Origin of the sequence: Kitasatospora sp. NPDC101447, assembly GCF_044767225.1 — a bacterium.
In the GTDB taxonomy this organism is placed as follows: domain Bacteria; phylum Actinomycetota; class Actinomycetes; order Streptomycetales; family Streptomycetaceae; genus Kitasatospora.
The window spans coordinates 83,246-107,099 of the sequence record NZ_JBIWNL010000007.1 but is presented as its reverse complement, the minus strand read 5'-3'; the positions used below and the strand labels follow the sequence as shown (position 1 = coordinate 107,099).

18 protein-coding genes are annotated in these 23,854 nt (G+C 76.4%); 11 read left to right on the top strand and 7 right to left on the bottom strand.

Features of this window, described 5'->3' with window-relative positions; translation table 11 throughout:
* Positions 1-20: 20 nt before the first annotated feature.
* Genes ACIRST_RS12955 through ACIRST_RS12945 form a run of 3 tightly spaced genes read right to left on the bottom strand, consistent with a single transcriptional unit; the run spans position 21 to position 2,774 of the window.
* Entirely contained in the window at positions 21-1,166 is a 1,146-nt protein-coding gene (locus ACIRST_RS12955) for a bifunctional RNase H/acid phosphatase (RefSeq protein ID WP_402802288.1), read from the bottom strand.
* 4 nt (positions 1,167-1,170) lie between these two features.
* Positions 1,171-1,914: a C4-type zinc ribbon domain-containing protein gene (locus tag ACIRST_RS12950; protein WP_350523272.1), complete on the bottom strand. Its 744-nt coding sequence runs from the start codon at positions 1,912-1,914 to the stop codon at positions 1,171-1,173.
* Positions 1,915-1,937: 23 nt separating this feature from the next.
* The gene (locus tag ACIRST_RS12945; protein WP_402802286.1) at positions 1,938-2,774 is read right to left on the bottom strand and encodes a Nif3-like dinuclear metal center hexameric protein; all 837 of its coding nucleotides are present in this window, start codon (positions 2,772-2,774) and stop codon (positions 1,938-1,940) included.
* A 567-nt stretch (positions 2,775-3,341) separates the two neighbouring features.
* Here ACIRST_RS12945 and lanL point away from each other — a divergent pair.
* The 6 genes from lanL to ACIRST_RS12915 all read left to right on the top strand — a co-directional run bounded on the left by lanL (position 3,342) and on the right by ACIRST_RS12915 (position 13,228).
* The gene (lanL, locus tag ACIRST_RS12940; RefSeq protein ID WP_402802284.1) at positions 3,342-6,473 is read left to right on the top strand and encodes a class IV lanthionine synthetase LanL; all 3,132 of its coding nucleotides are present in this window, start codon (positions 3,342-3,344) and stop codon (positions 6,471-6,473) included.
* Positions 6,470-8,464 (top strand): alpha/beta hydrolase family protein, encoded by a 1,995-nt coding sequence (locus tag ACIRST_RS12935; RefSeq protein WP_402802281.1) that lies wholly within the window; start codon positions 6,470-6,472, stop codon positions 8,462-8,464. The genes lanL and ACIRST_RS12935 overlap by 4 nt, the downstream gene beginning before the upstream one ends.
* 157 nt (positions 8,465-8,621) lie before the next feature.
* Positions 8,622-8,765 (top strand): VenA family class IV lanthipeptide, encoded by a 144-nt coding sequence (locus ACIRST_RS12930; RefSeq protein WP_158835523.1) that lies wholly within the window; start codon positions 8,622-8,624, stop codon positions 8,763-8,765.
* Positions 8,766-8,971: 206 nt separating this feature from the next.
* Positions 8,972-10,630, top strand: a complete 1,659-nt coding sequence (locus ACIRST_RS12925) for an ATP-binding cassette domain-containing protein (RefSeq protein WP_402802278.1) — start codon at positions 8,972-8,974, stop codon at positions 10,628-10,630.
* A gap of 370 nt (positions 10,631-11,000) precedes the next feature.
* On the top strand, positions 11,001-12,887 hold the full coding sequence (locus ACIRST_RS12920) for an ATP-binding cassette domain-containing protein (protein ID WP_402802276.1): 1,887 nt from the start codon (positions 11,001-11,003) through the stop codon (positions 12,885-12,887).
* A gap of 167 nt (positions 12,888-13,054) precedes the next feature.
* Positions 13,055-13,228, top strand: a complete 174-nt coding sequence (locus ACIRST_RS12915) for a hypothetical protein (protein ID WP_350523266.1) — start codon at positions 13,055-13,057, stop codon at positions 13,226-13,228.
* Positions 13,229-13,358: 130 nt separating this feature from the next.
* On the opposite strand, the gene ACIRST_RS12910 is transcribed toward ACIRST_RS12915, so the two are convergent.
* Positions 13,359-14,441 carry an alcohol dehydrogenase catalytic domain-containing protein gene (locus ACIRST_RS12910; RefSeq protein ID WP_350523265.1) on the bottom strand — a complete coding sequence of 361 codons (1,083 nt, stop codon included), beginning with the start codon at positions 14,439-14,441 and terminating at the stop codon, positions 13,359-13,361.
* 153 nt (positions 14,442-14,594) lie between these two features.
* Between ACIRST_RS12910 and ACIRST_RS12905 the strand changes: the two genes are divergently transcribed.
* The 5 genes from ACIRST_RS12905 to ACIRST_RS12885 all read left to right on the top strand — a co-directional run bounded on the left by ACIRST_RS12905 (position 14,595) and on the right by ACIRST_RS12885 (position 20,437).
* Positions 14,595-16,055, top strand: a complete 1,461-nt coding sequence (locus tag ACIRST_RS12905; RefSeq protein ID WP_402802274.1) for a M48 family metalloprotease — start codon at positions 14,595-14,597, stop codon at positions 16,053-16,055.
* A gap of 138 nt (positions 16,056-16,193) precedes the next feature.
* The gene (locus tag ACIRST_RS12900; protein ID WP_396550894.1) at positions 16,194-16,847 is read left to right on the top strand and encodes a class I SAM-dependent methyltransferase; all 654 of its coding nucleotides are present in this window, start codon (positions 16,194-16,196) and stop codon (positions 16,845-16,847) included.
* 193 nt (positions 16,848-17,040) lie between these two features.
* On the top strand, positions 17,041-18,276 hold the full coding sequence (locus ACIRST_RS12895) for a hypothetical protein (RefSeq protein ID WP_402802271.1): 1,236 nt from the start codon (positions 17,041-17,043) through the stop codon (positions 18,274-18,276).
* Positions 18,277-18,283: 7 nt separating this feature from the next.
* Positions 18,284-19,318 (top strand): N-acetylmuramoyl-L-alanine amidase, encoded by a 1,035-nt coding sequence (locus tag ACIRST_RS12890; RefSeq protein ID WP_402802269.1) that lies wholly within the window; start codon positions 18,284-18,286, stop codon positions 19,316-19,318.
* 216 nt (positions 19,319-19,534) lie between these two features.
* A complete protein-coding gene (locus ACIRST_RS12885; RefSeq protein WP_396550898.1) occupies positions 19,535-20,437 on the top strand; it encodes a hypothetical protein in 903 nt (300 codons plus the stop codon).
* A gap of 166 nt (positions 20,438-20,603) precedes the next feature.
* Here ACIRST_RS12885 and ACIRST_RS12880 read toward each other — a convergent pair whose 3' ends face one another.
* The 3 genes from ACIRST_RS12880 to ACIRST_RS12870 all read right to left on the bottom strand — a co-directional run bounded on the left by ACIRST_RS12880 (position 20,604) and on the right by ACIRST_RS12870 (position 23,845).
* The gene (locus tag ACIRST_RS12880; RefSeq protein WP_402802267.1) at positions 20,604-21,665 is read right to left on the bottom strand and encodes a prenyltransferase; all 1,062 of its coding nucleotides are present in this window, start codon (positions 21,663-21,665) and stop codon (positions 20,604-20,606) included.
* A complete protein-coding gene (locus ACIRST_RS12875; RefSeq protein ID WP_350523259.1) occupies positions 21,662-22,405 on the bottom strand; it encodes a methyltransferase domain-containing protein in 744 nt (247 codons plus the stop codon). Before ACIRST_RS12875 ends, ACIRST_RS12880 begins: the two co-directional genes overlap by 4 nt.
* A gap of 129 nt (positions 22,406-22,534) precedes the next feature.
* Positions 22,535-23,845, bottom strand: a complete 1,311-nt coding sequence (locus ACIRST_RS12870; protein WP_350523258.1) for a glycosyltransferase family 4 protein — start codon at positions 23,843-23,845, stop codon at positions 22,535-22,537.
* Positions 23,846-23,854 lie beyond the last annotated feature (9 nt).

The window sequence follows — 23,854 nt, the reverse complement described above, 5'->3', positions numbered from 1 at the left end:
GGACCGTCCCGGGAGGCGGGTCAGCGCAGGTGCGAGGTGTCGTTGAGCAGCCGCAGCGAGGCGTTGCCGTCCGAGTAGTACTGGACGGCGCAGATCGAGGCGGCGCTCAGCTCCATCCGGTACATCGAGTCCGGCGGGGCGCCGAGTGCCAGCCGGACCAGCGTCTTGATCGGGCTGACGTGCGAGACCACCAGCACGGTCTTCCCCGCGTACCGGGCGATGATCTTGTCCCGGGCGACGCCGGCCCGGTGGGTGAGGGTGGTGAAGCTCTCGGCGCTGCCGGTCGGCTTGGCCTTGGCGGAGCCCAGCCAGGCCGACAGGTCCTCCGGGTGGCGCTGCTGCACCTCGGCGAACGTCAGGCCCTCCCAGTCGCCGAAGTCGACCTCGCGCAGCCCGTCCTCGTACCGGACCTCCAGGCCCAGCCGGGCGGCGACGGTCTCGGCGGTCTGCCGGGTGCGGCGCATCGGGGAGGCCACCACCGCCTGGACGCTGCCGCGCGCGGCGAGGGCCTCGGCGGCCCGCTCGGCCTGCCAGCGGCCCTTGTCGGAGAGCTCCGGGTCACTGCCGCCGCTGCCCGAGAACCGCTTCTCCGGGGTGAGCGGGGTCTCGCCGTGGCGCAGCAGGACGAAGGTGGTCGGGGTGCCGAGGTCGGCGGGGGCGGCCCAGCCGGCCTTCGGGGCGGCGGTCTCCAGCGGCGGCTCGTCGGCGGCCGCGGCGACGGCCGGGGCCTTCGGCCTGGGCTCCCACTGGCGCCCGGCCTTGCCCGCGTCCATCGCCTCGTTGGCCAGCCGGTCGGCGTCCTTGTTCCGCTCGCGCGGGATCCAGGTGTACGCGACGCGGCCGCGCGGGAAGACCGTCCGGGCCTCGGCGGCGAGCGGCTGCATGTCGGGGTGCTTGATCTTCCAGCGCCCGGACATCTGCTCGACGACGAGCTTGGAGTCCATCCGGACGTCCACCGAGGCGTCCGGGTCGAGCTCGCGGGCCGCCTTGAGGCCGGCGATCAGACCCCGGTACTCGGCCACGTTGTTGGTGGCGTGGCCGATGAACTCGGCGGCCTCCGCGACGATCTGCCCGGTGTCCCCGTCCCGGACCACCGCGCCGTAGCCGGCCGGCCCCGGGTTGCCCCGGGACCCGCCGTCCGCCTCGACGATGAAGCGCGCCGCCACCGGCTCAGACGCCCGAGTCCGCGGTGCGGACCAGGATCCGCGAGCAGTTCTCGCAGCGGACCACCTTGTCGGCCGGCTCGGCCTTGATGGCGTTCACCTCGGTGATCGAGAACTCGGTGCGGCAGCCCTCGCAGCGGCGCTGGTAGAGCCGGGCCGCGCCGACGCCGCCCTGGGTCTCGCGCAGCTTGGTGTAGACCTTCAGCAGGTCGGCCGGGATGACCGCGGCGACCGTCTCGCGGTCCCGCTTGACCTTGTCGGCCTCGCCGTCGATCTCGGCGAAGGCGGCGTCGCGGCGGCCCTCGGCCTCGTTGAGGACGACGGTGGAGTGCTCCAGGCGGGCGGACAGCTCCTCGACCCGGCTCTTGGCGCTCTCCTGGCGCTCCATGATCTCCAGCACGACGTCCTCCAGGTCGCCCTGGCGCTTGGCGAGCGAGCCGATCTCGTGCTGGAGGTTCTCCAGGTCCCTCGGCGAGGTGATCGCGCCGGAGTCCAGGCGCTGCTGGTTGCGGGCGGCACGGGCGCGGACCTGCTCGACGTCCTGCTCGGCCTTGGTCAGCTCGCGGGCGGTGTCGCCCTTCTGGGCCTCGGCGGCGACGACGAGGTCCTTGAGGGCGGTGTGGTCGGCGGTCGCCTTGTCGATCTCGGCGTGCTCGGGCAGCGTCCGGCGCCGGTGGGCCAGCTGGTCGAGCTTCGAGTCGATGGCCTGGAGGTCGAGCAGGCGGATCTGGTCGGCGGGCGCGGCGTTCAAGCGGGGAGCTCCTGTGAATCGGGTCAGGCGGTGAAGGACATGGGGGCGTGCGCGGTCCACGGGTCGGTGACCCGGTGGGAGACCTTGGTCTCCACGGTCCAGCCGTGCTTGTCGGCGGCGGACTGCAGGGCGCGCTCGGCCAGGCCGAGCCAGGGCCACTCGGTGGCCCAGTGGGCGGCGTCGACCAGCGCGACGGGCGCCGCCTCGGCGGCCTCGGAGGCCGGGTGGTGGCGCAGGTCGGCGGTCACGTAGGCGTCGACGCCGGCCGCCCGCACCTCGGCGAGGAAGCCGTCGCCCGAGCCGCCGCACACCGCGACCCGGCTGATCAGCCGGTTCGGGTCGCCCGCGACGCGGACGCCGGCGGCGGTGGCGGGCAGGCCCTCGGCGACCCGCGCGGCGAACGCGGACAGCGGCAGCGGCGGCTCCAGCAGGCCGATCCGGCCGGAGCCCCGGCGGCCCAGCGGGTCGGTCGGGTCCGGCACCAGCGGACCGGTCACCCGCAGGCCCACCGCCTCGGCGAGCGCGTCCGAGACGCCGGGGTCCGCGTGGTCGGCGTTGGTGTGCGCGACGTGCAGGGCGATGCCGTTGGTGATCAGCGTGTGCACCACCCGGCCCTTGAAGGTGGTGGCGGCGACGCTGGTGGTGCCGCGCAGGTAGAGGGGGTGGTGGGTGACCACGAGGTCGGCGGCCCACTCCACGGCCTCGTCGACGACCGCCTGGACGGGGTCGACGGCGAACAGCACGCGGTTGACCTCGGCCTGAGGGTCTCCGCAGACCAGGCCGACGGCGTCCCAGGACTCCGCCCACTGCGGCGGGTAGACCTCTTCGAGCGCGGTGATGACGTCGGACAGTTTCGGCACCTGTCGAGACTACCGTGCGCGCGGGGGCGATCGGGCCTCGGCCGTTCGGGTGCCGGGGCGGCAACAGGGCGGTCGCGGGGTGCCCCGGCGGCGGACGCGGGTGTCGGTGCAGGCGTCGGTGCAGGTGCCGGCGGGGCTCGGCCGGGCGCGGTGGCGAGGCCGCGCGGGTGTCGGCGTCGGATCGGCGCGGTGTTCGAACGGCTCGCGGAGGGCTTCGGACGCGGGTGCCGTCGGCGCACGGATGCGCGTCAACCTGCGACGGGGGGCGCCCGGACAGCCCCGCGCGGGCCGTGCGCACCCGCACGCCCGGCGCCCGCTGCACACACCAGGGCTCTCGTACGAATTCGAAACCGCCCCTGGATCACCCTTACGAGTGAAGTGACCGGCTGTGCGTTGAGCCGCCGGTTTTCTCGAAACTAACTTCAGTCCTGCGAACGGGAGTTGCCCCAGTCGCCCCGGCGGGCCTGCGGGGCGGGCACCCCGCCGGCGCGGGCCCCCTGGCCCCGCCGAGGCGTCGTCCTCACCGCCCCTGGAGGGGCAGCAACCGACGAAGGGATGTGGTGGCGAATGAGCGCGGGCACATCGCTGCGTGCTGCTGGGGGCCGGGGACCGGCGCGCCGCGAACCGCATGCGGGCGGTTCGTGGCCCGAGACGACGCGGGCGGCGCTGGCCGGCGCCGGAGGCCGGGGAGGCGACGGCGACTGGGACGTCACCGTCGGCGGCTTCTGGTGCACGGCCAGGCCGTCCGCGTCCTCTCCCCCGCCCGAGCAGGGGTGGAAGCTCCATGTCAGCGCGGCGTCGATGGCCGGCGAGGAGGTGCTCTCGGCGGTCGTCCGGATACTCGCCGCGGACCCGTGCAGCTTCAAGTTCGCCGCCGCGCAGGAGCGGCTGAGCGAACTCAACTCCCGCAACAGCGACCGCGGTTCGGCGGGCAAGTTCATCACCGTCTACCCGGCGGACGACGCGCAGTTCCAGCGGCTGGCGGCCGAGCTCGACCGGGCCACCGCCGGGCTGCCGGGGCCGGTGGTGCTCTCCGACCGGCCGTACCGGCCCGGGAGCCGGGTGCACTACCGGTACGGCGCGTTCGCGCTGCCGGCGGAGCTCGGCAACGACGGGGAGTACCGGTCGGTGCTGCGCGGGCCCGGTGGGGAGCGGGCCGAGGACGTGCGCGGCGGGTCGTACCGGGCGCCGGGCTGGGTGCGGGACCCACTGCGCAGCGAGGCGGCGACGCGGTCCGAAGCGGCGGCGCAGTCCCAAGCCGCGGCGCGGTCAGAAGCTTCGGCGCAGTCCCAAGCGACTCCGCGGCCCGAGCCGGCGCCGCACTCCGAAGCCGCCGGGCGCGGGAAGCGGAGGAGCGGCGTGCTGCTGGCCGGGCGGTACGCGGTGACCGCCGCCGTGCGGCACGGCGCCAAGGGCGGGGTGTTCCTCGGGCGGGAGGCGTCCAGCGGCGCCGAGGTCGTGGTCAAGCAGGCCCGGGCGCACATCGAGGTCGACCGCGCGGGCACCGACGCCCGCGACGCGCTGCGGCACGAGGCCGCGCTGCTCGACCGCCTGACCGGGCAGGGCCTGGCGCCGCGCGCCGTCGAACTGATCGAACAGGACGACTCCGTCTTCCTGGTGCAGGAACGAATCGCCGGAGAGCCGCTGAGCAGCTGGGTCGCCGCCCGGCTGCGCCGCGACGGCAGCCCCGACGTCGACTGGGCCGAGGCCGGACCGGTCGCGCACGCCCTCCTCGACCTGGTCGAGCGGGTGCACGCCCAGGGCCTGGTGCTGCGCGACCTCTCCCCCGGCAACGTCATGGTCCGCCCGGACGGCACCCTGCGCCTGGTCGACCTCGAACTCGCCGCCGAGGCCGGCCGGACCGCCGGATCGGCCGGCACCCCCGGCTACCGCGCCCCCGAACACGGACCCGGCCGCCTGGCCCCCGCCGGCAGCTGCGTCGCCGACCCGGCCGTCGACCTGTACGCCCTCGGCGGTCTGCTCTTCCTGCTGGCCACCGGCCACGACCCGCTCCTGCCGGAGGACCTCCCGCAGGCCCGCCCGGTCGCCGAACGCCTCGGCCGCTGGCTCGTCCTCGCCGCGCGGACGGGAACCACCGCGCGCCGCCTGGCACCGGCCGTCCTCGGGCTGCGGGCCGACGATCCGGAGCAGCGGTGGGCAATCGCCCGGGTGCGGGAGGCGCTGCGCGAGGGCGCGGCGCCGCAGGACTCCGACGCCGGCCGCGCCGCCCGGCCCGCCCTGGTCACGCCCCTGTGGCACGCGCCCGCCCGGCCGGGCACCGGCCCGGCACGCGGCGACGCCGCCCGCCGCGACCACCTCCTGGGCGACGGTCCGCCGGGTGACCGCCTCCTGGGTGACCGCCTCCTGGGTGACCGCCTCCTCGGCGACGGCCTGCGGCACATCGCCGCGACCGCCACCCCGGAGCGACGGGACCGACTCTGGCCGGTGGTGCCCGCCGGCGAGCGGACCGATCCGTGCAACGTCCAGCACGGCGCCGCCGGAGTGCTGGCCGTCCTGGCACGGGCGGTCGCGGCCGACGGGCTGCCGGAGGACGTCCGGACGGACGCCGCACGGACGGCCCGGACCGCGGCCGACTGGATCGAACGGCGCGTCGCCGCCGAGCCGGTGGTGCTGCCCGGGCTGCACTTCGGGCGCTCCGGGACGGCCTGGGCGCTGCTGGACGCCGCCCGGGTGCTGGGCGACGCCGCACTGGCCGACCGCGCCGCCGGGCTCGCCCACCGGATCGCGGTCGAATGGCCCAACCCCGACGTCTGCCACGGTGCGGCCGGCGCCGGATTCACCCGACTGCGCTTCGCCGCGGACGACTTCGGCGCTGCCGCCGTCGATGCGCCCGGCGCCCACGCCCCCGGCCCGGACGCCGCCGGCTTCCTCGACCGGGCCGCCCGCGGCGCCCACGCACTGCTCGCCGCCGCCCGCCGCGAACCGTACGGAACGGTCTGGCCGGTACCGGCGGACTTCGACTCGGCGCTCGCCGGGATCACCCACCTCGGCTTCGCCCACGGCGTGGCGGGCGTGGGCGCCTTCCTGCTGGCCACCGCCGGGGCCACCGGCGACGACGCCCTGCTCGCCGGCGCCGCCGAGGCCGGGCGCACGCTCGCCGCCACCGTCCGCTGGGGAGCGGGCCCGGACGGCGAGGACGGGCGGAGCGGCGGACGGGCTGCTGCCGACCGCGGGACCGCCTGGTGGCCGCAGAGCGCCGGCGACCCGGCGCACATCCGGCTCGCCCACTGGTGCAGCGGCTCCTCCGGCGCGGGCAGCTTCCTGCTGCGGCTCTGGCGCGCCACCGGCGACACCGAGGCGCTCGACCTGGCCCGCGCCGCCGGCCGCGCCGTACTGGCTGCCCGCTGGCACGGCGGGGCGAGCGCCTGCCACGGCCTGGCCGGCGACGGCGAGTACCTGCTGGACCTCGCCGAGGCCACCGGAGATCCCGAGTTCCGCACCGGTGCCGAGCAGGTGGCCACCCTCCTGGCCACCCGGGCAGCCCTGCGCGACGGCCTCCTGGTCCTCCCGGACGAGACCGGCACCGGCTGCGCCCCCGCCTACGGAACCGGCACGGCAGGCCCGTTGGCCTTCCTGCTGCGACTGCGGCACGGCGGCCCCCGGCTCTGGCTGGACCCGGCCCCGCCGGGACTCCCACCCGGACTCCCGCCCGGTGGAAGCGGGGTGAGCGGAGCATGAACGTGGCCACCCGGACCGTGACCCAGGCCCTGCGCCGGCTGAGCTACGCCTTCGCCGCCGACGGCAGCCACGCCGCCTGCCTGGCCGCGTCCGCCGACAGCGGTTGGTACGTGGAGAGCTGGCGGCTGCCACAGGACGGCACCCCGGCCGCGCCGCTACCGCTGCCGCTGTCCGGCAACCGCTCGGAGAGCCTGCGCTCCCAGCTGGTCGCCCTGCCGGACGGCTCGGTGCTGGTCTGCCGACACGACGGCGACCGACACGACCTGGTCCGCCTCCACTACGGCGAAACCACCACCGTGGAACAGCCGTTGGCCTCCCTCCGGATGGCCGGGCTGCGCCTGCTGCCACTCCCGGTGCCCCCCGAGGGCCTCGGCCCCCGGACCCCGGTGGCGGTCGCCCTCGGCACCGACACCCGCCCGGCGACCACCGCCTGGCTGGTGCGGGCGGACGGCAGCGCGCCCGAACCGGTGGCCCAGATCCCGGGGTTGCACGGCGGCGGCACCTGGCTGGACCGCACCGGCGCACTGCTCGCCCTGGACCGGGTGAACGCGGGCCTGGTCCGCAGCGTGGTCCTCGACCTGCGCAGCGGCACCACCACCCCGCTGCTGGAGATCGGCGAGCGCAGCAACGACCGCCTGGTGCTGTTCGACCCGGACAGCCGGTTCGCGATGGTGCGCAGCGACGCCCCAGGCACCGACCGGCTCGGCTGGGGCGTCCTCGGCGGCGGCGAGCCGCTGCGGTTCCCCGAGTGCCTGCACGTCGCCGGCATGTTCCTGCGGCCGGTCGCCCTTCACCAGGCGGCGGACGGCCCCCGGGTCGCGGTGCAGATCGACCACGGCGCCGGGTCCGCGCTCGCCCTGTGGCGGCCGGCCACGGGGCGGCTGGACCCGGTGCCGGTGCCGCCCGGGCGGCTCGGCGCGGTCGGGCACTGGGACGCGGCGGGGTTGCGGCTGCCGTACTCCTCGCCCGACCACCCGACGGCTCTGGCCACCCTGGACGTGGACGCGCTGCTGGCGCACGGCCCGGTGCCGAACGGCACCGGCCCGATGCCGCTGCCGCTGCAACTCGCGCCGCTGGCCTCGGGATTGCCCGGTCCGTGGCGGGACACCGCACTGCCCTGGCAGCCCGGCGAGGTGCGCACCGTCCGGACCCCGCCGCCCGGCTGGCGACTGGACGGCAGCACCCCGCCCGGCGAGGGCGGCCGCTGGCAGCCCGCGCAGAGCCTCGAACTGGCGGGCCCGGCCGGCCCGTTGGAGGCCGTGGTGTACGGCGGCGACGCCTGGCTGAGCAGCCCGCACCTGGTGCTGGCGCTGCACGGCGGCCCGGCCGACGCCTGGCGGCTGGAGTTCGACCCGGCGCTGCAGCGGATGGCCGCCGAGGGCCTGGCGGTGGTCGCCCCCAACCAGCGCGGCTCCACGGGCTACGGCGTGGCGCACGCGCTGGCCATCCGGGGCGCCTGGGGCGGGCCCGACCTGGACGACGTGCTGTACCTGCTGGACGGCATCGCCGGCCAGCGGGCCGCACTCGGCCTGGAGCCGCCCGCCCTGTTCGGGGTCAGCTACGGCGCGTTCCTGGCACTGCTGGCGGCCGCGCACGCACCCGCGGACCAGGTCGCCCGCTGCGCGGTGGTCGCCCCGTTCCTGTCCGGCGCCCGACTGCTGGCCGAAGCGGCGCCCCCCGTACGGGCGTTGACCACCCGGCTGGGCGGCGGCGAACCGATCGCCGACGCCCGCGGCCCGCGCGACGTGCTGCAGCTCGCACACCGGCTGAGCGCACCGCTGCTGGTGGTGCACGGCAACCGGGACGAGGTCGTCCCGGTCAGTCAATCCCGTTCGCTGCGGCACGAGTTGCTGCGGATCGGCCGGATCGAGGGCGAGGACTTCCGGTACGTCGAGGCGGCCGGCTCCGGGCACGAGGTGCTCGCCGAGGAGGGCGCCGCCGTGCTGCACGAGCTGCTGGCCGCGTTCCTGCGGACCGGCCGGCCGGGCTGAGCCGCCCCGCACCTCGCACCCCCGCACCCCACAGACTCCCGGGCCCGTCGAGGCCCGGGGCACACCCCCGGCACGGTGGATGGAGGCCGTCCGGGGGCGATACCCGACGCCCGCGTGCAGATCGCGGCGGGCGTGACCTCAAGGGGAGGAAACGAACATGGAGAACACGGTGGACTTCGAGACCGACCTCGCGGCTCTGCAGGACCTGCCGGAGACCGAGTCCGTCGAGCTGACCGGCCACGGCAACGGCTGCCAGTACACCTGTCTCATCCTGACCTGCCTGCTGTTCACGGTCAGCTGACCCGGCGGCTCGGCCGACCCTGATCGGGCGGTAGTCACCGGGTGCCGCTCCTGCCTGTCCGGACAGGCGGGGGCGGCACCCGCCCTCTTCCGGCCGGCCTCGCGCCTGCCTGCGGCGGGCTTGCCGCCGTTCCGACACGCCGTCTCCGCCGTTCCGTTTCCGACACGCCGTCTCCGACTCTCCGACTCTCCGACGGGAGCCCCCGGTTGCCCCGCCGCCCCACCGGTTGGACCCTCGCCCTCGGCCTCGCCCTGCCGACCGGGGCCGCCGGCACGCTCGCGCTCCCCGCCGCACTCGCCGGCGCCGTCGACGCCGCCCTCGGCCGCCGCTCCGGACCCGGTGCCCTCCTGCTGCTCGCCCTCGTCCTGGGCACGGCCGCCGCCGCCGACGCGACCGCCGCGGCGGCCGGACCGGCCTGCTCCGCCGAGGTCACCGCCGCCCTGCGCGGCCGCCTCGTCCGCCACCTGCTCGCCCTCGGGCCCGGCGGCCGGCTGCACGGCGGACCACCGCCCGGCGACCTCGCCGCCCGCCTGCTGGGCTCGGCCGGCGCCGCGGGCGGACGCCTGCCCGCCGTCCTCGGCGCCGCCACCGCGCTGCTCACCTCGGTCGGCGCGATCGTCGGACTCGGGGTGCTGTCACCGTGGCTGGCGCTCGCCTTCTTCGCGGGCGTGGTGCCCGGCGTGGTGCTGATCCGGCTCTTCCTGCGGCAGGCCGGGCCGGCGTTCGCCCGCTACCAGGAGGCCCAGGCCGTCCTCGCCGCCCGACTGAGCGACGCCCTCGGCGGGTTGCGCAGCATCCACGCCGCCGGAGCCCAACAGCGCGAGGCCACACGGGTGTTGGCGCCGCTTCCGGAGCTCTCGGCGGCCGGGCACGCGCTCTGGGCGGCCCAGCGACGCACCGCCTGGCAGGCGACCCTGCTGATCGCCCTGGTCGAGGTCTCGGTGCTCACCACCGCCGGCGCCCTGCTCGCCGACGGCGCCCTCGCCCCCGGCGCGCTCGCCGCGGCGGCCGGCTGGGCGGCACTCGGCGCGGGACTGTTCGAGCAGGTCGAGGCGCTGGTCGGGGTCGCCCACGCGCGCGCCGGGCAGGCCCGGGTCGACGAGTTGCTGGCACTCGCGCCCGCCCCCTGCGGTGCGGGCGCGCTCCCGGCGGGCGGCCCCGGGCAGGTCGAACTGCGGGGCGTGGTGGTGCGCGACGGCGACCGGGTGCTGCTCGGGCCGCTCGACCTCACCGTCCCCGGCGGCCGCACGGTTGCCCTGGTCGGTCGCTCCGGCTCCGGCAAGTCGCTGCTGGCCGCGCTCCCCGGACGACTGCGCGACCCCGACGAGGGCACCGTCCTGATCGACGGCGTCCCGGTCGGCACCCTCGCGCCGACCGAACTGCGGCACGCGGTCGGCTACGCCTTCGCCCGGCCCGCGCTGGTCGGCCGCACCGTGCGCGACGCGCTGGCCGGCGCCGGCCCGACCGAGGCGGGGGCCGCCCGGGCGGACGGCTTCCTGCGGCGGCTGCCGTCCGGCTGGGACACCCCGCTCGACGAACTCCGGCTCTCCGGAGGCGAGTTGCAGCGCCTCGGGCTCGCCCGGCTGCTGGCCCGGCCCGCCCGGGTGATCGTCCTGGACGACGCGACCTCGGGCCTCGACCTCGCCACCGAGTACGAGGTCACCGAAGCCCTCGACCGCGCCACCCGCGGCCGCACCCGGCTGGTGGTCGCCCACCGGGCCGCCGTCGCCGCCCGTGCCGACCTCGTCGCCTGGCTCGACGCCGGCCGCCTCCGCGCCCTGGCCCCGCACACCACCCTGCTCACCCACCCCGACTACCGCGCCACCCTCGCCGACACCGCCCTGCGGGCCGCTGCCGCCGGGTGACGGCCCGCGTGGGAAGTCGGCGGGTCCGACTTCCCACGTCGGATCGCCGTTCCCGCTCCGCGTTCGCGCCCGCCGGGCCGTCCCTCTCACAGAAAGCCGGTTCAGCCGACCAGCCATGCAGCCCACCTCGCTCCCCTCCACAGGAAGTCGGCGACATCGACTTTCCACGCCGCGGGGCCCCGCCACCGCGCCGCACCGGCACCGCCGTGCGCACCGCCGTCCGTCCGGACGCACGGACAGCCCGGCGCCGAAGGCGCCCGCCCGCGCCCGCGCCGGAAGTCGGCGGGGCCGACGTTCCACGCCCGACGCCCCGCCCGGTTGGGGGCTGCTGTTCCGGCAACTGGCGGCCACCCGCGGGCCGCTGGTGCGGATGCTCGCGTGGTCCGGGGTGGAGGCCCTGCCGCCACTGGTGTCCGGACTGTTCGTCTCGGCCGCCGTCGACCAGGGGTTCCTGGCCGGACGCCCCGGCGTCGGGCTCGCCTGGTCGGGCGGGTTCGGCGCCGCCATGGCCGTCCGGGCGTTCGCGACGCGGGCCGGGTTCCCGCACCTCGCCGCCGTGGTGGAGCCGCTGCGGGACGCCCTGGTCGAGCGGGTGGTCCGCCGGGCGCTCGCGCGCCCGACCGCGGATCCGGCCGACATCGCCCGGCTCACCGAACAGGTCGAATCCGCGCGGCAGTTGACCGCCACCCTGCTCCGCACCCTGCGCGGCGTCGGGGTCACCCTGGTCGCCGCACTGATCGGCCTGACGCTGCTCGCGCCCGCCGTACTGCCGCTGGTCCTGCTGCCGCTGGCCGTCTCCGGACTGCTCTTCGTCCGGCTGCTGCGCCCGATGGTGGCGCGGAGGCGGGCGGTGGTGCTGGCCGAGGAACGGCTCGCCGCCGAGGCCGGACGCGCGCTGCACGGGCTGCGCGACGTCCAGGCCACCGGCACCGGCAACGAGGTCGCCCGGGCACTGCTCGGAGCGGCCGACGCGAGCGCCGCCGCCTCCCGGGCACTCGGCCGGGCATCGGCACTGCGCGCGCTCGTCGTGGCGGTCGGCGGGCGGCTGCCGGTCCTCGCCGTCCTCGCGGCGGCCCCCTGGCTGCTCGCGCACCGGGCCCTCACCCCGGGCGAACTGCTCGGCGTCGCCACCTACGTGGTCCAGCAACTCGACCCGGCCGTCCGGACCCTCGCCGGTACGGTCGGCGGCTGGCTGCTCGACCTGGCCGTGGTCCTCGACCGCCTGGCCACGACGACGACCGCCGACCGGCCCCACGACGCCGCCCGCGCCACCGCGCAGCCCCTTTCGCCCAACCCCCGGGATGACACCGACGTCCGGTACACCGGCGTCCGGTGCACCGCCGCCACCTCCGACCGGGCCCCGAGCGGCGCGGCACCCGCAGCGCACCGCCGCACGGCAGCCGCGGACGCAGCCGGGCCGAGCCGGCCAGCCGCGGCCCGGACTCCCGAACCACCACCGGGCAGGCCCGCGCCCGAGCATGACGCCACCACCCCGGGGCGTCCCCACCGGCCCGGGCCCGCGGGCAGTGCCCCCGACATCCGGCTGGCCGGCGTCCGCTTCGGGCACGGCGAGGGCGCGGTGCCGGTGCTGGACGGGATCGACGTCGCCGTCCGGGCCGGCGAGCACGTGGCGGTGGTCGGGCCCAGCGGGGCGGGCAAGTCGACGCTGGCGGCGCTGCTGGCCGGGGTGGTGGTGCCGACGGCCGGGTGGGTGGCGGTCGGCGGGGTGCGGCCGGAGCCGGGCGGGCCGGTGGCGCTGGTCCCGCAGGAGGCGTACGTGTTCCCGGGCTCGGTGCGGGAGAACCTGGCCTGGCTCGCTCCGGACGTCACCGACGACCGGCTGGCCGCGGCCGTGGCGCTGCTGGGCGCGGAGGGGCTGGTGGCGCGCCTCGGCGGGCCGGGCGCCGCGCTACTCGATCCGAGTGAACTCTCCGCAGGTGAGCGCCAGTTGCTGGCGCTGGTGCGGGCGTACCTGTCGCCCGCCCCGGTCGTCGTGCTGGACGAGGCGACCTGCCACCTGGACCCGGTCGCGGAGGAGCGGGTCGAGCGGGCCTTCGCCGCCCGCCCGGGGACGCTGGTGGTCGTCGCACACCGCATCAGTTCCGCGTTGCGCGCGGACCGGGTGCTGCTGCTGGACGGCGGGCGCGGCCTGCTGGCCCGGCACGGCGATCTGCAGGTGCTGTCCCGGCTCTACCGCGAGCTGGTCGGTCACTGGCTCGGTTCGGCGCCCCGGACCAGCCCGGGGCTCGCGTCATGATCTCGATAGGATCTCGTCCGTTCCGGCCGTTATGGTGGCCGGGGCACGGGCCGCGATCACCGGCTACGGGCGCGTACCGAGCGCCCGATCGGGGCCCCGACCGTGCGCCAGCGGCGCCGGCCGGGCGCCGATGACCTGCACCCTCCGCACGGAAAAGACGATTTCTCATGTCCGACACCCTCACCGACACCACCGGACCCGCGGCCAACGGGACCGACGCCGACGAGAAGACGGCCGAGGACACCGCCGCGCACGGCCGCCACCGCGGCCGTTCCGCCGCAGACGACACCCCGGAGTCCGACCCGCACGGCCGCCACCGCGCGGCGGCGGCACAGGGCTGATCCACCCGCACCACGCGACAGGGCCCGCCAGGGGAGCAGCGCTCCCCTGGCGGGCCCTCGTCCGTGCGGGCGCCGGAGCGCCGGCCCCTCAGCGCATCATGACGCATCAGGACATCGGAACGCGGGGACGTCAGTCCATCGTCACGACGGTCCGCAGGGCCTCGCCGCTGCGCATCTGCGCGATCGCGTCGTTGACGTCCGCCAGGCCGACCCGGTGGGTGATCATGCCGTCGAGGTCGATCCGCCCGGCCCGCCAGAGGTCCACGACCAGCGCGATGGTGCGCCCGACGGTCGCGCCGCCGTACAGCGAGGGCAGCAGGCGCTTCTCGTTGAAGAACAGCTCGCCCATGGTGAACTGCGCCAGGTCGTCCTGGGCGCCCGCGCCGATGACGACCACCGCGCCGCCGCGCCGGGCGGCGTCGTAGCCGGCCCGGACGGTGGCCGCGCGGCCGACCGCCTCGAAGACGTAGTCGAAGCCGCCGCCGGGCAGCTTCTTCGCCACCGCCTTCAGGTCCTCGGGGGCGATCGCCTCGGTCGCGCCGAAGGCGAGGGCGCGCTCACGGCGGGAGGCGACCGGGTCGACGACGGTGATCCGGCCGGCGCCGCAGACCCGGGCGCCCTGCACGGTGGCGACGCCGACGCCGCCCGCCCCGATGACCGCGACGGACGCCCCGGGCTCGACCTCGGCGGTGTTCACCGCCGCGCCTATGCCCGTGGTCACCCCGCAGCCGATCAGCGCGGCGGCCTCGTACGGGAGGTCGGCGGGCACCTTGACGAGGGCGTTGGCGGAGACCACGACCTCGTCGGCGAAGGCGCCCGTGCCGTAGAAGCCGGAGGCGATGACGCCGCCCTCCTCGATGCGGAAGCCCGGGGCGCCGAGCCGGCGCAGGCTGGCGACGCAGAGGTGGCCGCGGTCCCGCACGCAGTGGTCGCAGCTGCCGCAGGGGGCCATCCAGCAGAGCACCACGCGGTCGCCGACGCGCAGCCCGGTCACGCCCTCGCCGACCTCGACGACGTCACCCGCACCCTCGTGCCCGGGGACGAACGGCGCGGGCTGCGGCAGGACCCCGCTCATCGCGGAGAGGTCGGAGTGGCAGAGGCTGGCGGCGCGCATCCGGACCCGGACACTGCCTCTTCTGAAGCCGACCGCGGTCACGTCCTCGCGGACGTCGAGGGTGTCCTGGCCGGTCTTGTGCAGGACGGCTGCGCGCATGGTGCTGCTCCCTGTATGCATCGGATGACACGGAGTGGATCCTCGGACGGGGCGATTGTGGCATGACCTCCGCAACATCAGGAGGACGGGTTCCACAACAACGGTGCGGCAGAACTGTGGAAATTCGCTGCCCGTCCACCACGGGAGCACGTCATGATCACCGACGTGCCGAATCCCACCCGAATACCGTCCGACCGAACCGGCCACGGCGCACCGTGCCCCCGGTGCGATGCCGAGCTGACCTCCGACCCGCGCTTCACCGCCTGGTGCCCGGGCTGTGACTGGAACCTGGTCCCCGGTGAGGACGCCGCCCCGGAACCCACTCGGCGCGAGCGGGCCGCCGCCGCCCGCTCCGACCGGCTGTTCGAGGACCAGCTCGAAGGCAGGCCGTCCCCCACCGCGCGGCGCGACTGGCTGCTGGCCTCCGTCGCGGCCGGTCTGATCCACCTCGTCACCCTCGCCCTGTGCTGCCTGGGGGTCTTGCTGGTCGTCGCCGGCACCACCCTGCAGCGCTGCGCGGGTGCGGTCGTCCTGGTGATCGTCCTCGCCCTGCGGCCGCGGCTGGGCCGGGTGCCGCGCGGCGAGGACGTCCTCGACCGCACGCGGGCGCCCGCGCTGTTCGGGCTGGCGGACCGGGTGGCCGCCGAGGTCGGCGCCGCCCCGGCGGACGTCATCGTGGTCGACGACGACTTCAACGCCTCGTACGGCCTGGTCGGGCTCCGGCGCAGGGCCGTCCTCACCGTCGGCCTGCCGCTGTGGGAGACGCTGGACGACCGGCAGCGGATCGCCCTGCTCGGGCACGAGTTCGGCCACCGCGTCAACGGCGACCACCGGCGCTCGCTCTGGCTGCACAGCGCCGTCTCGACGCTCGCGGTCTGGTACGACCTGGCACGGGGCGGCCGGAACGGCGGCTGGGGGTCCGCGGTCGAGGTCGGCGAGTCGGACGGGCCGCGCTACGACGGCACTCCGCTGCTGGTCAAGCTCGGGGCGATCCTCGGCGCGGCCGTGCTGCGGGCCGTCGCCTGGCTGATGTACCAGGGCCTGTTGCTGTTCGACCGGCTCACCTCCCGGGCCGGCCAGCAGGCCGAGTACGGCGCGGACGCCCTCGCCGCCCGGGTCGGCGGCAGCGAGGCGGCGCACGGCATGCTGACGGCGCTCCTGCTCAGCCGTTCGGCGGGCACCGCGGTGAGCCGGATCCGCGCCGAGGAGCGCAGGCGGCCCCGGACGGTCCGCCGCGGCCGGGGCGGGACCGCCGAACGGCCCGGGCAACCCCCGGAGCAGCCCGGGCAGTCCGCACGGGCCTCGGAGCAGCCCGGGCAGCGGAGCCCGGCCGTCCCGGAGCCGCCCCGCGGTCCCGAGGCGCTCTGGGAGCGGATGCGCGAGCACCTCGCCTCCGTCCCCGCGACGGAGCACGAGCGTCTGCTCCGGCTGAGCGCGCGCGACCGCGCCGCGGTGGACTCCTCCCACCCGCCCACCCACCTGCGGATCGCCGTGATCCGGCAGGCCGGCGCCCGGCCCGCCGCCGTCAGCGTCTCCGCCGCCGAGGGCGCGGCGATCGCCGCCGAGCTCGCCCCGCACCGCGCGCGGATCGCGGCCGAGCTGCTCGCGGGCTGAGCCGGTCCGGGGCTGGGCCGGGGCCGGGCCGTCGCCCCCGGACCGGCCCCGGAGCGGACGGCCCGCCGACGCCACCGGCGCTACCGTCGAGTAAGGTCCCAGCACGCCCGTCCCCTGATCCGACCCGAGGAGCACCGCATGTCCGACCTGCTGCAGAGCGCCCGCCCGGCGCCCGAGGTGCTGGCGGCGTTCGAGGCGGCCACCGGGTTCATGCCGGTGGACGAGGGGCTCGCGCTGTACGCGGCGGCGGTGGCCGCGGCCCGCGACACCGGCCTGCCCGTGCTGGAGATCGGCACCTACTGCGGACGCTCGGCGATCCTGCTGGCGGCCGCGGCCCGCGAGACCGGGACGCTCGCGCTGACCGTGGACCACCACCGCGGCTCGGAGGAGCAGCAGCCCGGCTGGGAGTACCACGACCCGACCCTGGTCGACCCGGAGGTCGGCCTGATGGACACCCTGCCCCGGTTCCGCCGCACCCTGCACGCCGCCGGGCTGGAGGAGCACGTGGTGGCGCTGGTCGGCCGCTCGCCGCGGATCGCGGCGCTCTGGGGGCGCCCGCTGGGCCTGGTGTTCATCGACGGCGGGCACACCGACGAGCACGCGACCGGCGACTACGAGGGCTGGGTGCCGCACCTGGCGCCGGAGGGCCTGCTGGTGGTGCACGACGTCTTCCCGGACCCCGCGGACGGCGGCCAGGCCCCGTACCGGGTGTACCTGCGGGCGCTCGCCGAGGGCTTCGAGGAGGTCTCGGTGACCGGTTCGCTGCGCGTCCTGCGCCGCTCCGCCCGCTGACCTCACGGGCCCCTCCCGCGGGCCCTCCCCCGCCGCCCCGCCGGGCCCCGCCGCCGCAGATCCCCCGAGCCGCCCCACGGCCCCGCGCCGATGCTCTAACGTCGTGCCGGGGCTGTCGGGCGGGGGTTCGAACGGTACGGTGGCCGCGCAGCACCAGGCAGAGCATCGGCGGACGGTGGGGGCCAGCAGCGACATGACGGACCAGCAGAACACCGCTCCGGCGGTCTGGGACCCGACCGCGCGCGGCGGCGCCGGCGGCTGGGTGCGCGGCCCGCAGCTCCCGGCCGGTGCCGAACCCGCTCCCGGAGCCCCGCAGGCCCCCGTCGGCCCGCAGTCCCCGGCCGCCCCGCAGGCCCCCGTCGACCCGCGCCTCGACCGGGTCGTCCCGCCCGCCGGGCCCGGCTCGGACGAGGACCACGGCCCGCCGCTGGGCGCCCGCCCGTACCTGGCGACCGCGCCCGGCTTCGACCCGCCGACCGCCCCGATCCCCCGCGCCGCCGCCCCGCAGCCGCCCGCCGCTCCCCCGGCTGCCTCGCCCTTCCCCGCCCACGCGACCGCGCAGCACCAGCCGCCGCCGGGCTACGGCTACCCCGGACCCCCGGCCGCCCCGCCGCAGCCCCCGTACGGCGCCCAGCCCGGCCACCCGGCCGGCCCTCCGCCCGACTATCCGACCGCCTACTCGTACGAGGACGAGCAGGGGGACCGCCCGACCAACCGCAAGGCCCCGCTGCTGATCGGCTTCGCGCTGCTCCTGGTGCTGGCGATCGGCGGCGGCCTGCTGTTCGCCGCCAGGGGCGACGACAAGACCGGCCAGGCGTCGCCGGCCCCGGCCTCCGCCCCCGCGACCGGTGGCGGCACTCCGCAGCCCGTCCCCGCGCCCGCCGGCACGGACGCCGCGCCGAGCGGCGGCGCGAGCGCCCCGGCCTCGCCCACCGCCGCGCCGTCCCCGACCGCGACCGGCGCCGGGCCCAACGCCCAGTCCCAGGCGCAGGCGCTGGACGGCGTGCTCAGCGAGGGCGAGAACGCGAAGGCCCCGATCGGCAGCGCCGTCGCCAAGGTGAGCAGCTGCCCGTCGAAGGCCGACATCGCGAGCGCCGCCCAGACCTTCGACAACGGCGCCGCCCAGCGCACCGCGCTGCTGGCCAAGCTCGCCAACCTGAGCCTCACGGACGTGCCGGGCGGGGCGGACGCGCTGAACTCGCTGAAGTCGGCGTGGCAGTTGTCCGCCGAGATAGACAAGGCGTACGCGGCCTGGGCGCGCACCGTCGCCGCCCAGGGCTGCTCCGGCCGGGCCCCGACGACCCAGGACAAGAAGCACGCGGACGAGCTCAACCCGCAGGCCACGCAGGCGAAGTCGGATTTCATGAACAAGTGGAACCCGATCGCGAAGAGCTACGGCCTGACCCCGCTCACCCAGGACAGGATCTGACCCACCCGTGACCGGCACAGCCCCCCGACCGCCCCGCCGTTCCGCCCTGCTGCGCGTCACCACGGTGGTGGCCGCGGCCGTTCCGCTCTGCACGGCGGGGTGGTTCGGCTGGCAGGCCCTCGACCACTCCGGCCCGGCGGGCGCCACGTCCGCCGCGTCCGCTCCCGCCGCCGCCCCGGACACGGCGCAGGCCGCAGGCACGCCGTCGGACGCCGCCGACGGCACGGCGCCGCTCACCCCGCCCGTCGCACCGGCGCCGACCTCCGCTGCCCCGGCGGCCGAGGCGCCCACCGCGGCCCCGAGCCAGCTGCCGACCCCGGCCGTACCGGCCCCGGCCGCTCCGGCGCAGAGCGCCGCCGCTGCGGCCGGCAGCCTCGCCGGGAGGACGGTCCTCCTCGACCCCGGTCACAACCCCGGCAACGGCGCGCACTCCGCCGAGATCAACCGTCAGGTGGACATCGGCAACGCCCGCAAGGAGTGCGACACCACCGGGACCGAGACCAACGCCGGTTACACCGAGGCCGAGTACACCCTGGACGTCTCCCGCCGGGCCCGCGCCCTCCTGGCCGCCCGGGGCGCCACGGTGGTGCTGGTGCAGGACGGCGACCGCCCCTGGGGCCCGTGCATCGACGAGCGCGCCCGGGCCGGCGCCGACGCGCACGCCGACGTCGCGGTCTCGGTGCACGGGGACGGCGGCCCGGCGAGCGGCAGCGGGTTCCACGTGATCATGCCCGCGAAGGTGGTGGCCGGGAAGGCGGACAACTCCGCGATCGTCGAACCCTCGCACCGGCTCGGCCTGCTGCTGCGCGACCACTTCCACGCCGCGACCGGCGAGCCGTACGCGGACTACATCGCGAACCAGGGCCTGGACACCCGGTCCGACCTGGGCGGGCTCAACCTGTCCGGTGTCCCCAAGGTGTTCATCGAGTGCGGTAACATGCGCAACTCGACGGACGCGAAGCGGATGACGGACCCTCAGTGGCGCCAGCAGGCGGCCCAGGGGATCGCCGACGCGCTCACCGCGTTCCTGACGACTCAATAGAAGATCCGAAGGCCCAGTGGCGGAAGTTGAGCCGCGCAGCGCGGTGGACGGGGTTCCGTTCGGCCCGCGCGGTTTGCAACGACTTCGCCCCATTCCCGGTCCCGCCGTGCGCCGACAGGACGGTTGGGCCTAGGCTTCTGGTCCGTTCGGGAGTTTCGGCCGGTCAGCCCGACCGCACGAAGCACCGTCCACGACACGTCAACGAGGGGAACGTTAGTGAATCTGCGCGCTCTCACCAGGGGAGACGCCGCCGTCGCGGGCGCGGCCGTCCTGCTCTTCATCGCCTCCTTCCTGCCCTACTGGACCCTGGACTGCAGCGGCCGGTACTGCCCGCCCGACGCCTCGCAGAACGCGTGGAGCACCCAGCTGTTCCCCATCCTGCCCTCGATCTACCTGCTGGGCATCGCCGCCGCGGCGCTGATCCTGGCGCAGCGGTTCCAGGGTCAGAACGCGGCCAACCGCCAGGTGCTCGGTCTGCGCCTGGACCAGTGGGGCATCGCCTTCTCCGTCGCCGCGCTGTGGACCTCGATCTGGGCGCTGGGCGGCGGCGTGTCGGGCAACGGCGTCAGCCACGGCTTCGGCGCCTGGCTCGGCTTCATCTCGCTGATCGTGCTCGCCGGTGCGGCCGCGGCCGGCCCGCTGGTGCCCGCGCTGAAGGCCCCGCTGACCTCCGACCGCCCGGCCGTCCCCTACCAGGGCGGCTACCCGGTCCCCGGTCAGCCCGGCCACCCGGGTGCGCCCGGCCAGCCCGGCCAGCAGTACGGCTACCCGGCCCAGGGCCACGACCCGGCGTTCGGCACCCAGGGCGGCTACGGCTTCCCGGCCGCCGGCCAGCCGCAGCCCGGCCAGCCGCAGGACGCCGGCGTCCCGGCCCCGCAGCCGTCCCCGGTCGCGCAGCAGGCCGCCCCGGCTGCTGCGGACTTCCAGCCGTACTGGTTCGCCGTCCCGGCCCCGCGCCAGCTGGCCCCGAAGGACAACCCGGCCGGCGCCCCGATCGGCGAGGTCGTGCCCGGCACCTGGTACCTGGCCGTCGAGCAGCGCGGCACCGCGCTGGTCGCGCAGCTGGCGGACGGCACCCAGGGCGTGCTGACCGACACCACGGGCATCCAGCGCGGCTGACGTCCCGGACACACGGCGAAGGGGCGGGACCGGTTCTCCGGTCCCGCCCCTTCCTCGTATCCGCGCTTCCTCGTATCCGCGCTTCGCCGTACCCGCGCTTCCCGGTTCCCGCGCCCGGGCCGCACCCGTTCCGGACGGGCGGGCGCCCATCCGGACGGGCGGGCGCTCAGCAGCAGTCCTGGACCACCAGCCCGGCGGGCAGCTGGTCCCCGCCGAAGACCGCGACCGTCGCCGGGTCCCCGCCGAGGGCGGCGACCGCGAGCAGCAGCGCTCCGGCCGTCCAGGTGGTGCGCTCCTCGGGCCAGATCGCGTCGTCCTCGAACACGTACCCGGTCCAGTACGAGCCGTCCTCGTGCCGCAGGTGCTTCTGGATCCAGCGCAGGACGTCCACCGCGCGGTCGGACTGCCCGATCGCCCAGAGCGCCAGGGCCAGCTCGGCGCTCTCGCCGCCGGTCACCCACGGGCGGTCGCTGACGCAGCGCACGCCGAGGCCGGGGACGACGAAGCGTTCCCAGTCCCGCTCGATCCGGGCCACCGCCGCGTCGCCGCGCAGGCCGGTGCCGAGCACCGGGTAGTACCAGTCCATCGAGTAGCGGTCCTTGTCCAGGAACCGCTCGGGGTGGTGGGCGATGGCGTGCCGCAGCCGGCCGGCCGCGAGCTCCCAGTCGGGCTGCGGCTCCTCCAGGTAGTCGGCGACGGCCAGGCCGCAGCGCAGCGCGTGCAGGATGCTGGACGAGCCGGTGAGCAGCGCCTCCTCGGTGGCGGCGCCGTCCTCGGCGACCCGCCAGGCGATCGGGCCGCCGGGCAGCCGCAGCGAGACGATGAAGTCCAGGGCGCGCCGGACGACGGGCCAGATCCACTCCAGGAAGGCGTCGTCGCCGGTGCTGAGGTGGTGGTGCCAGACCCCGACCGCCACGTAGGCGCAGAAGTTGCTCTCCTTGGCCCGGTCGGTGACGACGCCGTCGGTGTAGGCGGCGTACCAGGAGCCGTCCGGGTTCTGGTTGGCCGCGAGCCAGCGGTAGGCGGCCTCGGCGGCGGCGTGCTCGCCGGCCGTGTCGAGGGCCATCGCGGCCTCGGTGTGGTCCCAGGGGTCCAGGTGGTGGCCGGCGAACCAGGGTATGGCGCCGTCGGGGCGCTGCTCGGCGAGGATGCTGCGCACGGTGTCGGCGGCCTGCTCGGCGTCGAGCACGCCGTCGAGGAGCAGCACCTCGGGGACGGCGGCGGTCACGCCGCGCCGCCCGGGGCGCGGTTCGGCTTGGAGGCGTACGCGACGAAGCTCTTGCCGATGACCGGGTTGAGCGCCCGCTCGGCGGCCTTGGTGAGGGTGCTGATCACCGGGGTGCCGACGATGTCCCAGACCAGCAGCTGGTGGTAGGCCTTGACCGGCAGCGCCTTGTCGTTGTTCACGCCGACCGCGCACTTGATCCACCAGTACGGCGAGTGCAGCGCGTGCGCGTGGTGGGTGCCGTACGGTTCCAGGCCGGCGTCCTTGAGCTTGTCGAGCAGCTCGTCGCCCCGGTAGATCCGGATGTGGCCGCCCTCGACCTCGTGGTACTCGTCGGACAGCGCCCAGCAGATCTTCTCGGGCAGCCAGCGCGGCACGGTGACGGCGAGCAGGCCGCCCGGCTTGAGGACGCGGAACATCTCGTTGAGCACGCCCTTGTCGTCGGGGATGTGCTCCATCACCTCGGAGATGATGATCTTGTCGAAGTACTCGTCCTCGAACGGCAGGGCCAGCGCGTTGCCCTCCATCGCGACCGCCGACGCGCCCTCGGGGGCCTCACCGGCCTGCTCCATCGCCGCGAACCACTTCTTGACCTCGGCGATCTCCTCGGTGTTCTGGTCGAGGGCGATCACGTTGGCGCCGCGGCGGTAGCACTCGAACGCGTGCCGGCCCCCGCCGCAGCCCAGGTCGAGCACCCGGTCGCCGGGGGCGAGCGGGAAGCGCGAGAAATCGACGGTCAGCACTGCAGGACTCCCATTCCTATTGCTACCAAGCGTCCTTGACGCTTCGTCACGCTTCGTCGGGCGGCGCGCGCCCCGGGGCGGCGCTCCGCGTCGGCACACCCGGCCGGGCTGCCGACCCGACCCCGGCGGCTAGGCCACGTACCGCCAGCCCGGCCCGGAACGGGCCCGGGCGCCGACGCCGGTGGCGATCGCCGCGCGGTAGGCCTCGGCGGTCAGCTCGGCGGCCCGCTCCCAGGTGAACCGGGCCAGCACCCGCTCCCGGCCCGCCGCGCCGAGCGCGGCGCGCAGCTGCGGGTCGTCCAGCAGCCGGCCGAGCGCCGCGGCCAGCGCGTCCGCCTCGCCCGGCGGCACCGCCAGGCAGGTCTCCCCGTCCGGTCCGGCGACCTCGGGGATCGCCCCGCCGGTGGTGGCGACCAGCGGGGTGCCGGTGGCCATCGCCTCGGCGGCCGGCAGCGAGAAGCCCTCGTACAGCGACGGGACGCAGGCCACCTCGGCCGAGCGGTACAGGTCGACCAGCTCCTGGTCGGTCAGGCCGCTGCGGAACTCGATGTGCCCGGCCAGCCCGAAGCGGCGCACCGCCTCGGCCACCGGCCCGTCCTCCTTCTGCGGCTTGCCGACCACCACCAGGTGGGCGTCCCGCTCGGTACGGACCTTGGCCAGCGCCTCGACCAGGAAGACCAGGCCCTTCAGCGGGACGTCGGCGCTGGAGGTGGTGACGATCCGTCCGGGCACCCGCTCGACCGCGTCCGAGGGCGACCAGAGCCGGGTGTCGGCGCCGATCGGCACCACCGAGATCGCGCCGGGCGCGGCGCCCAGGTGCTCGGCGATCTCGCGCTGCGAGGTGCCGGAGACGGTGATCACGTGGTCCAGGCGGGCGGCGACCCGGCGCTGCATCCGGGTGAAGGCGTACCAGCGGCGCAGCGAGAGGCGCTTGAGCCGGGTGGTGGCCGCGTCCAGCTCCAACTGCCGGTCCACGGTGATCGGGTGGTGGATCGTGGTGACCAGCGGGAAGCCGTGCCGGGCCAGGCCCAGCAGGCCGTAGCCGAGGGTCTGGTTGTCGTGCACCACGTCGTAGCGGCCCTTGTGGGCGGCCAGGTGGCGGCGGGCGCGCAGCGAGAAGGTCAGCGGCTCGGGGAAGCCGCCGGTGCGCATGGTGGCGAACTCCAGCGCGTCCACCGGGCCGCGGAACTCGCCGCGGGCCGGGGTGCGGAAGGGGTCGTCGGCCCGGTAGAGGTCCAGGCTGGGCAGCTCGACCAGGCGCACCGAACCGGGGCCCTCGACCTCGTCCAGCACCGGGTAGGGCTGGGCGCCGATCACGTCCACGTGGTGGCCGAGCCTGGCCAGCTCACGGGAGAGGTGCCGTACGTACACGCCCTGACCGCCGCAGAAGGGGTCCCCGCGGTACGACAGCAGGGCAATCCGCAGCGGCTGCGCGGTCATCCTGGGCCC

Coding starts and splice junctions, on each gene's coding strand:
- lanL (WP_402802284.1), top strand. CDS start 3,342: ATGAGCGCGGGCACATCGCTGCGTGCTGCTGGGGGCCGGGGACCGGCG.
- ACIRST_RS12935 (WP_402802281.1), top strand. CDS start 6,470: ATGAACGTGGCCACCCGGACCGTGACCCAGGCCCTGCGCCGGCTGAGC.
- ACIRST_RS12930 (WP_158835523.1), top strand. CDS start 8,622: ATGGAGAACACGGTGGACTTCGAGACCGACCTCGCGGCTCTGCAGGAC.
- ACIRST_RS12920 (WP_402802276.1), top strand. CDS start 11,001: ATGCTCGCGTGGTCCGGGGTGGAGGCCCTGCCGCCACTGGTGTCCGGA.
- ACIRST_RS12915 (WP_350523266.1), top strand. CDS start 13,055: ATGTCCGACACCCTCACCGACACCACCGGACCCGCGGCCAACGGGACC.
- ACIRST_RS12910 (WP_350523265.1), bottom strand. CDS start 14,441: ATGCGCGCAGCCGTCCTGCACAAGACCGGCCAGGACACCCTCGACGTC.
- ACIRST_RS12905 (WP_402802274.1), top strand. CDS start 14,595: ATGATCACCGACGTGCCGAATCCCACCCGAATACCGTCCGACCGAACC.
- ACIRST_RS12900 (WP_396550894.1), top strand. CDS start 16,194: ATGTCCGACCTGCTGCAGAGCGCCCGCCCGGCGCCCGAGGTGCTGGCG.
- ACIRST_RS12895 (WP_402802271.1), top strand. CDS start 17,041: ATGACGGACCAGCAGAACACCGCTCCGGCGGTCTGGGACCCGACCGCG.
- ACIRST_RS12870 (WP_350523258.1), bottom strand. CDS start 23,845: ATGACCGCGCAGCCGCTGCGGATTGCCCTGCTGTCGTACCGCGGGGAC.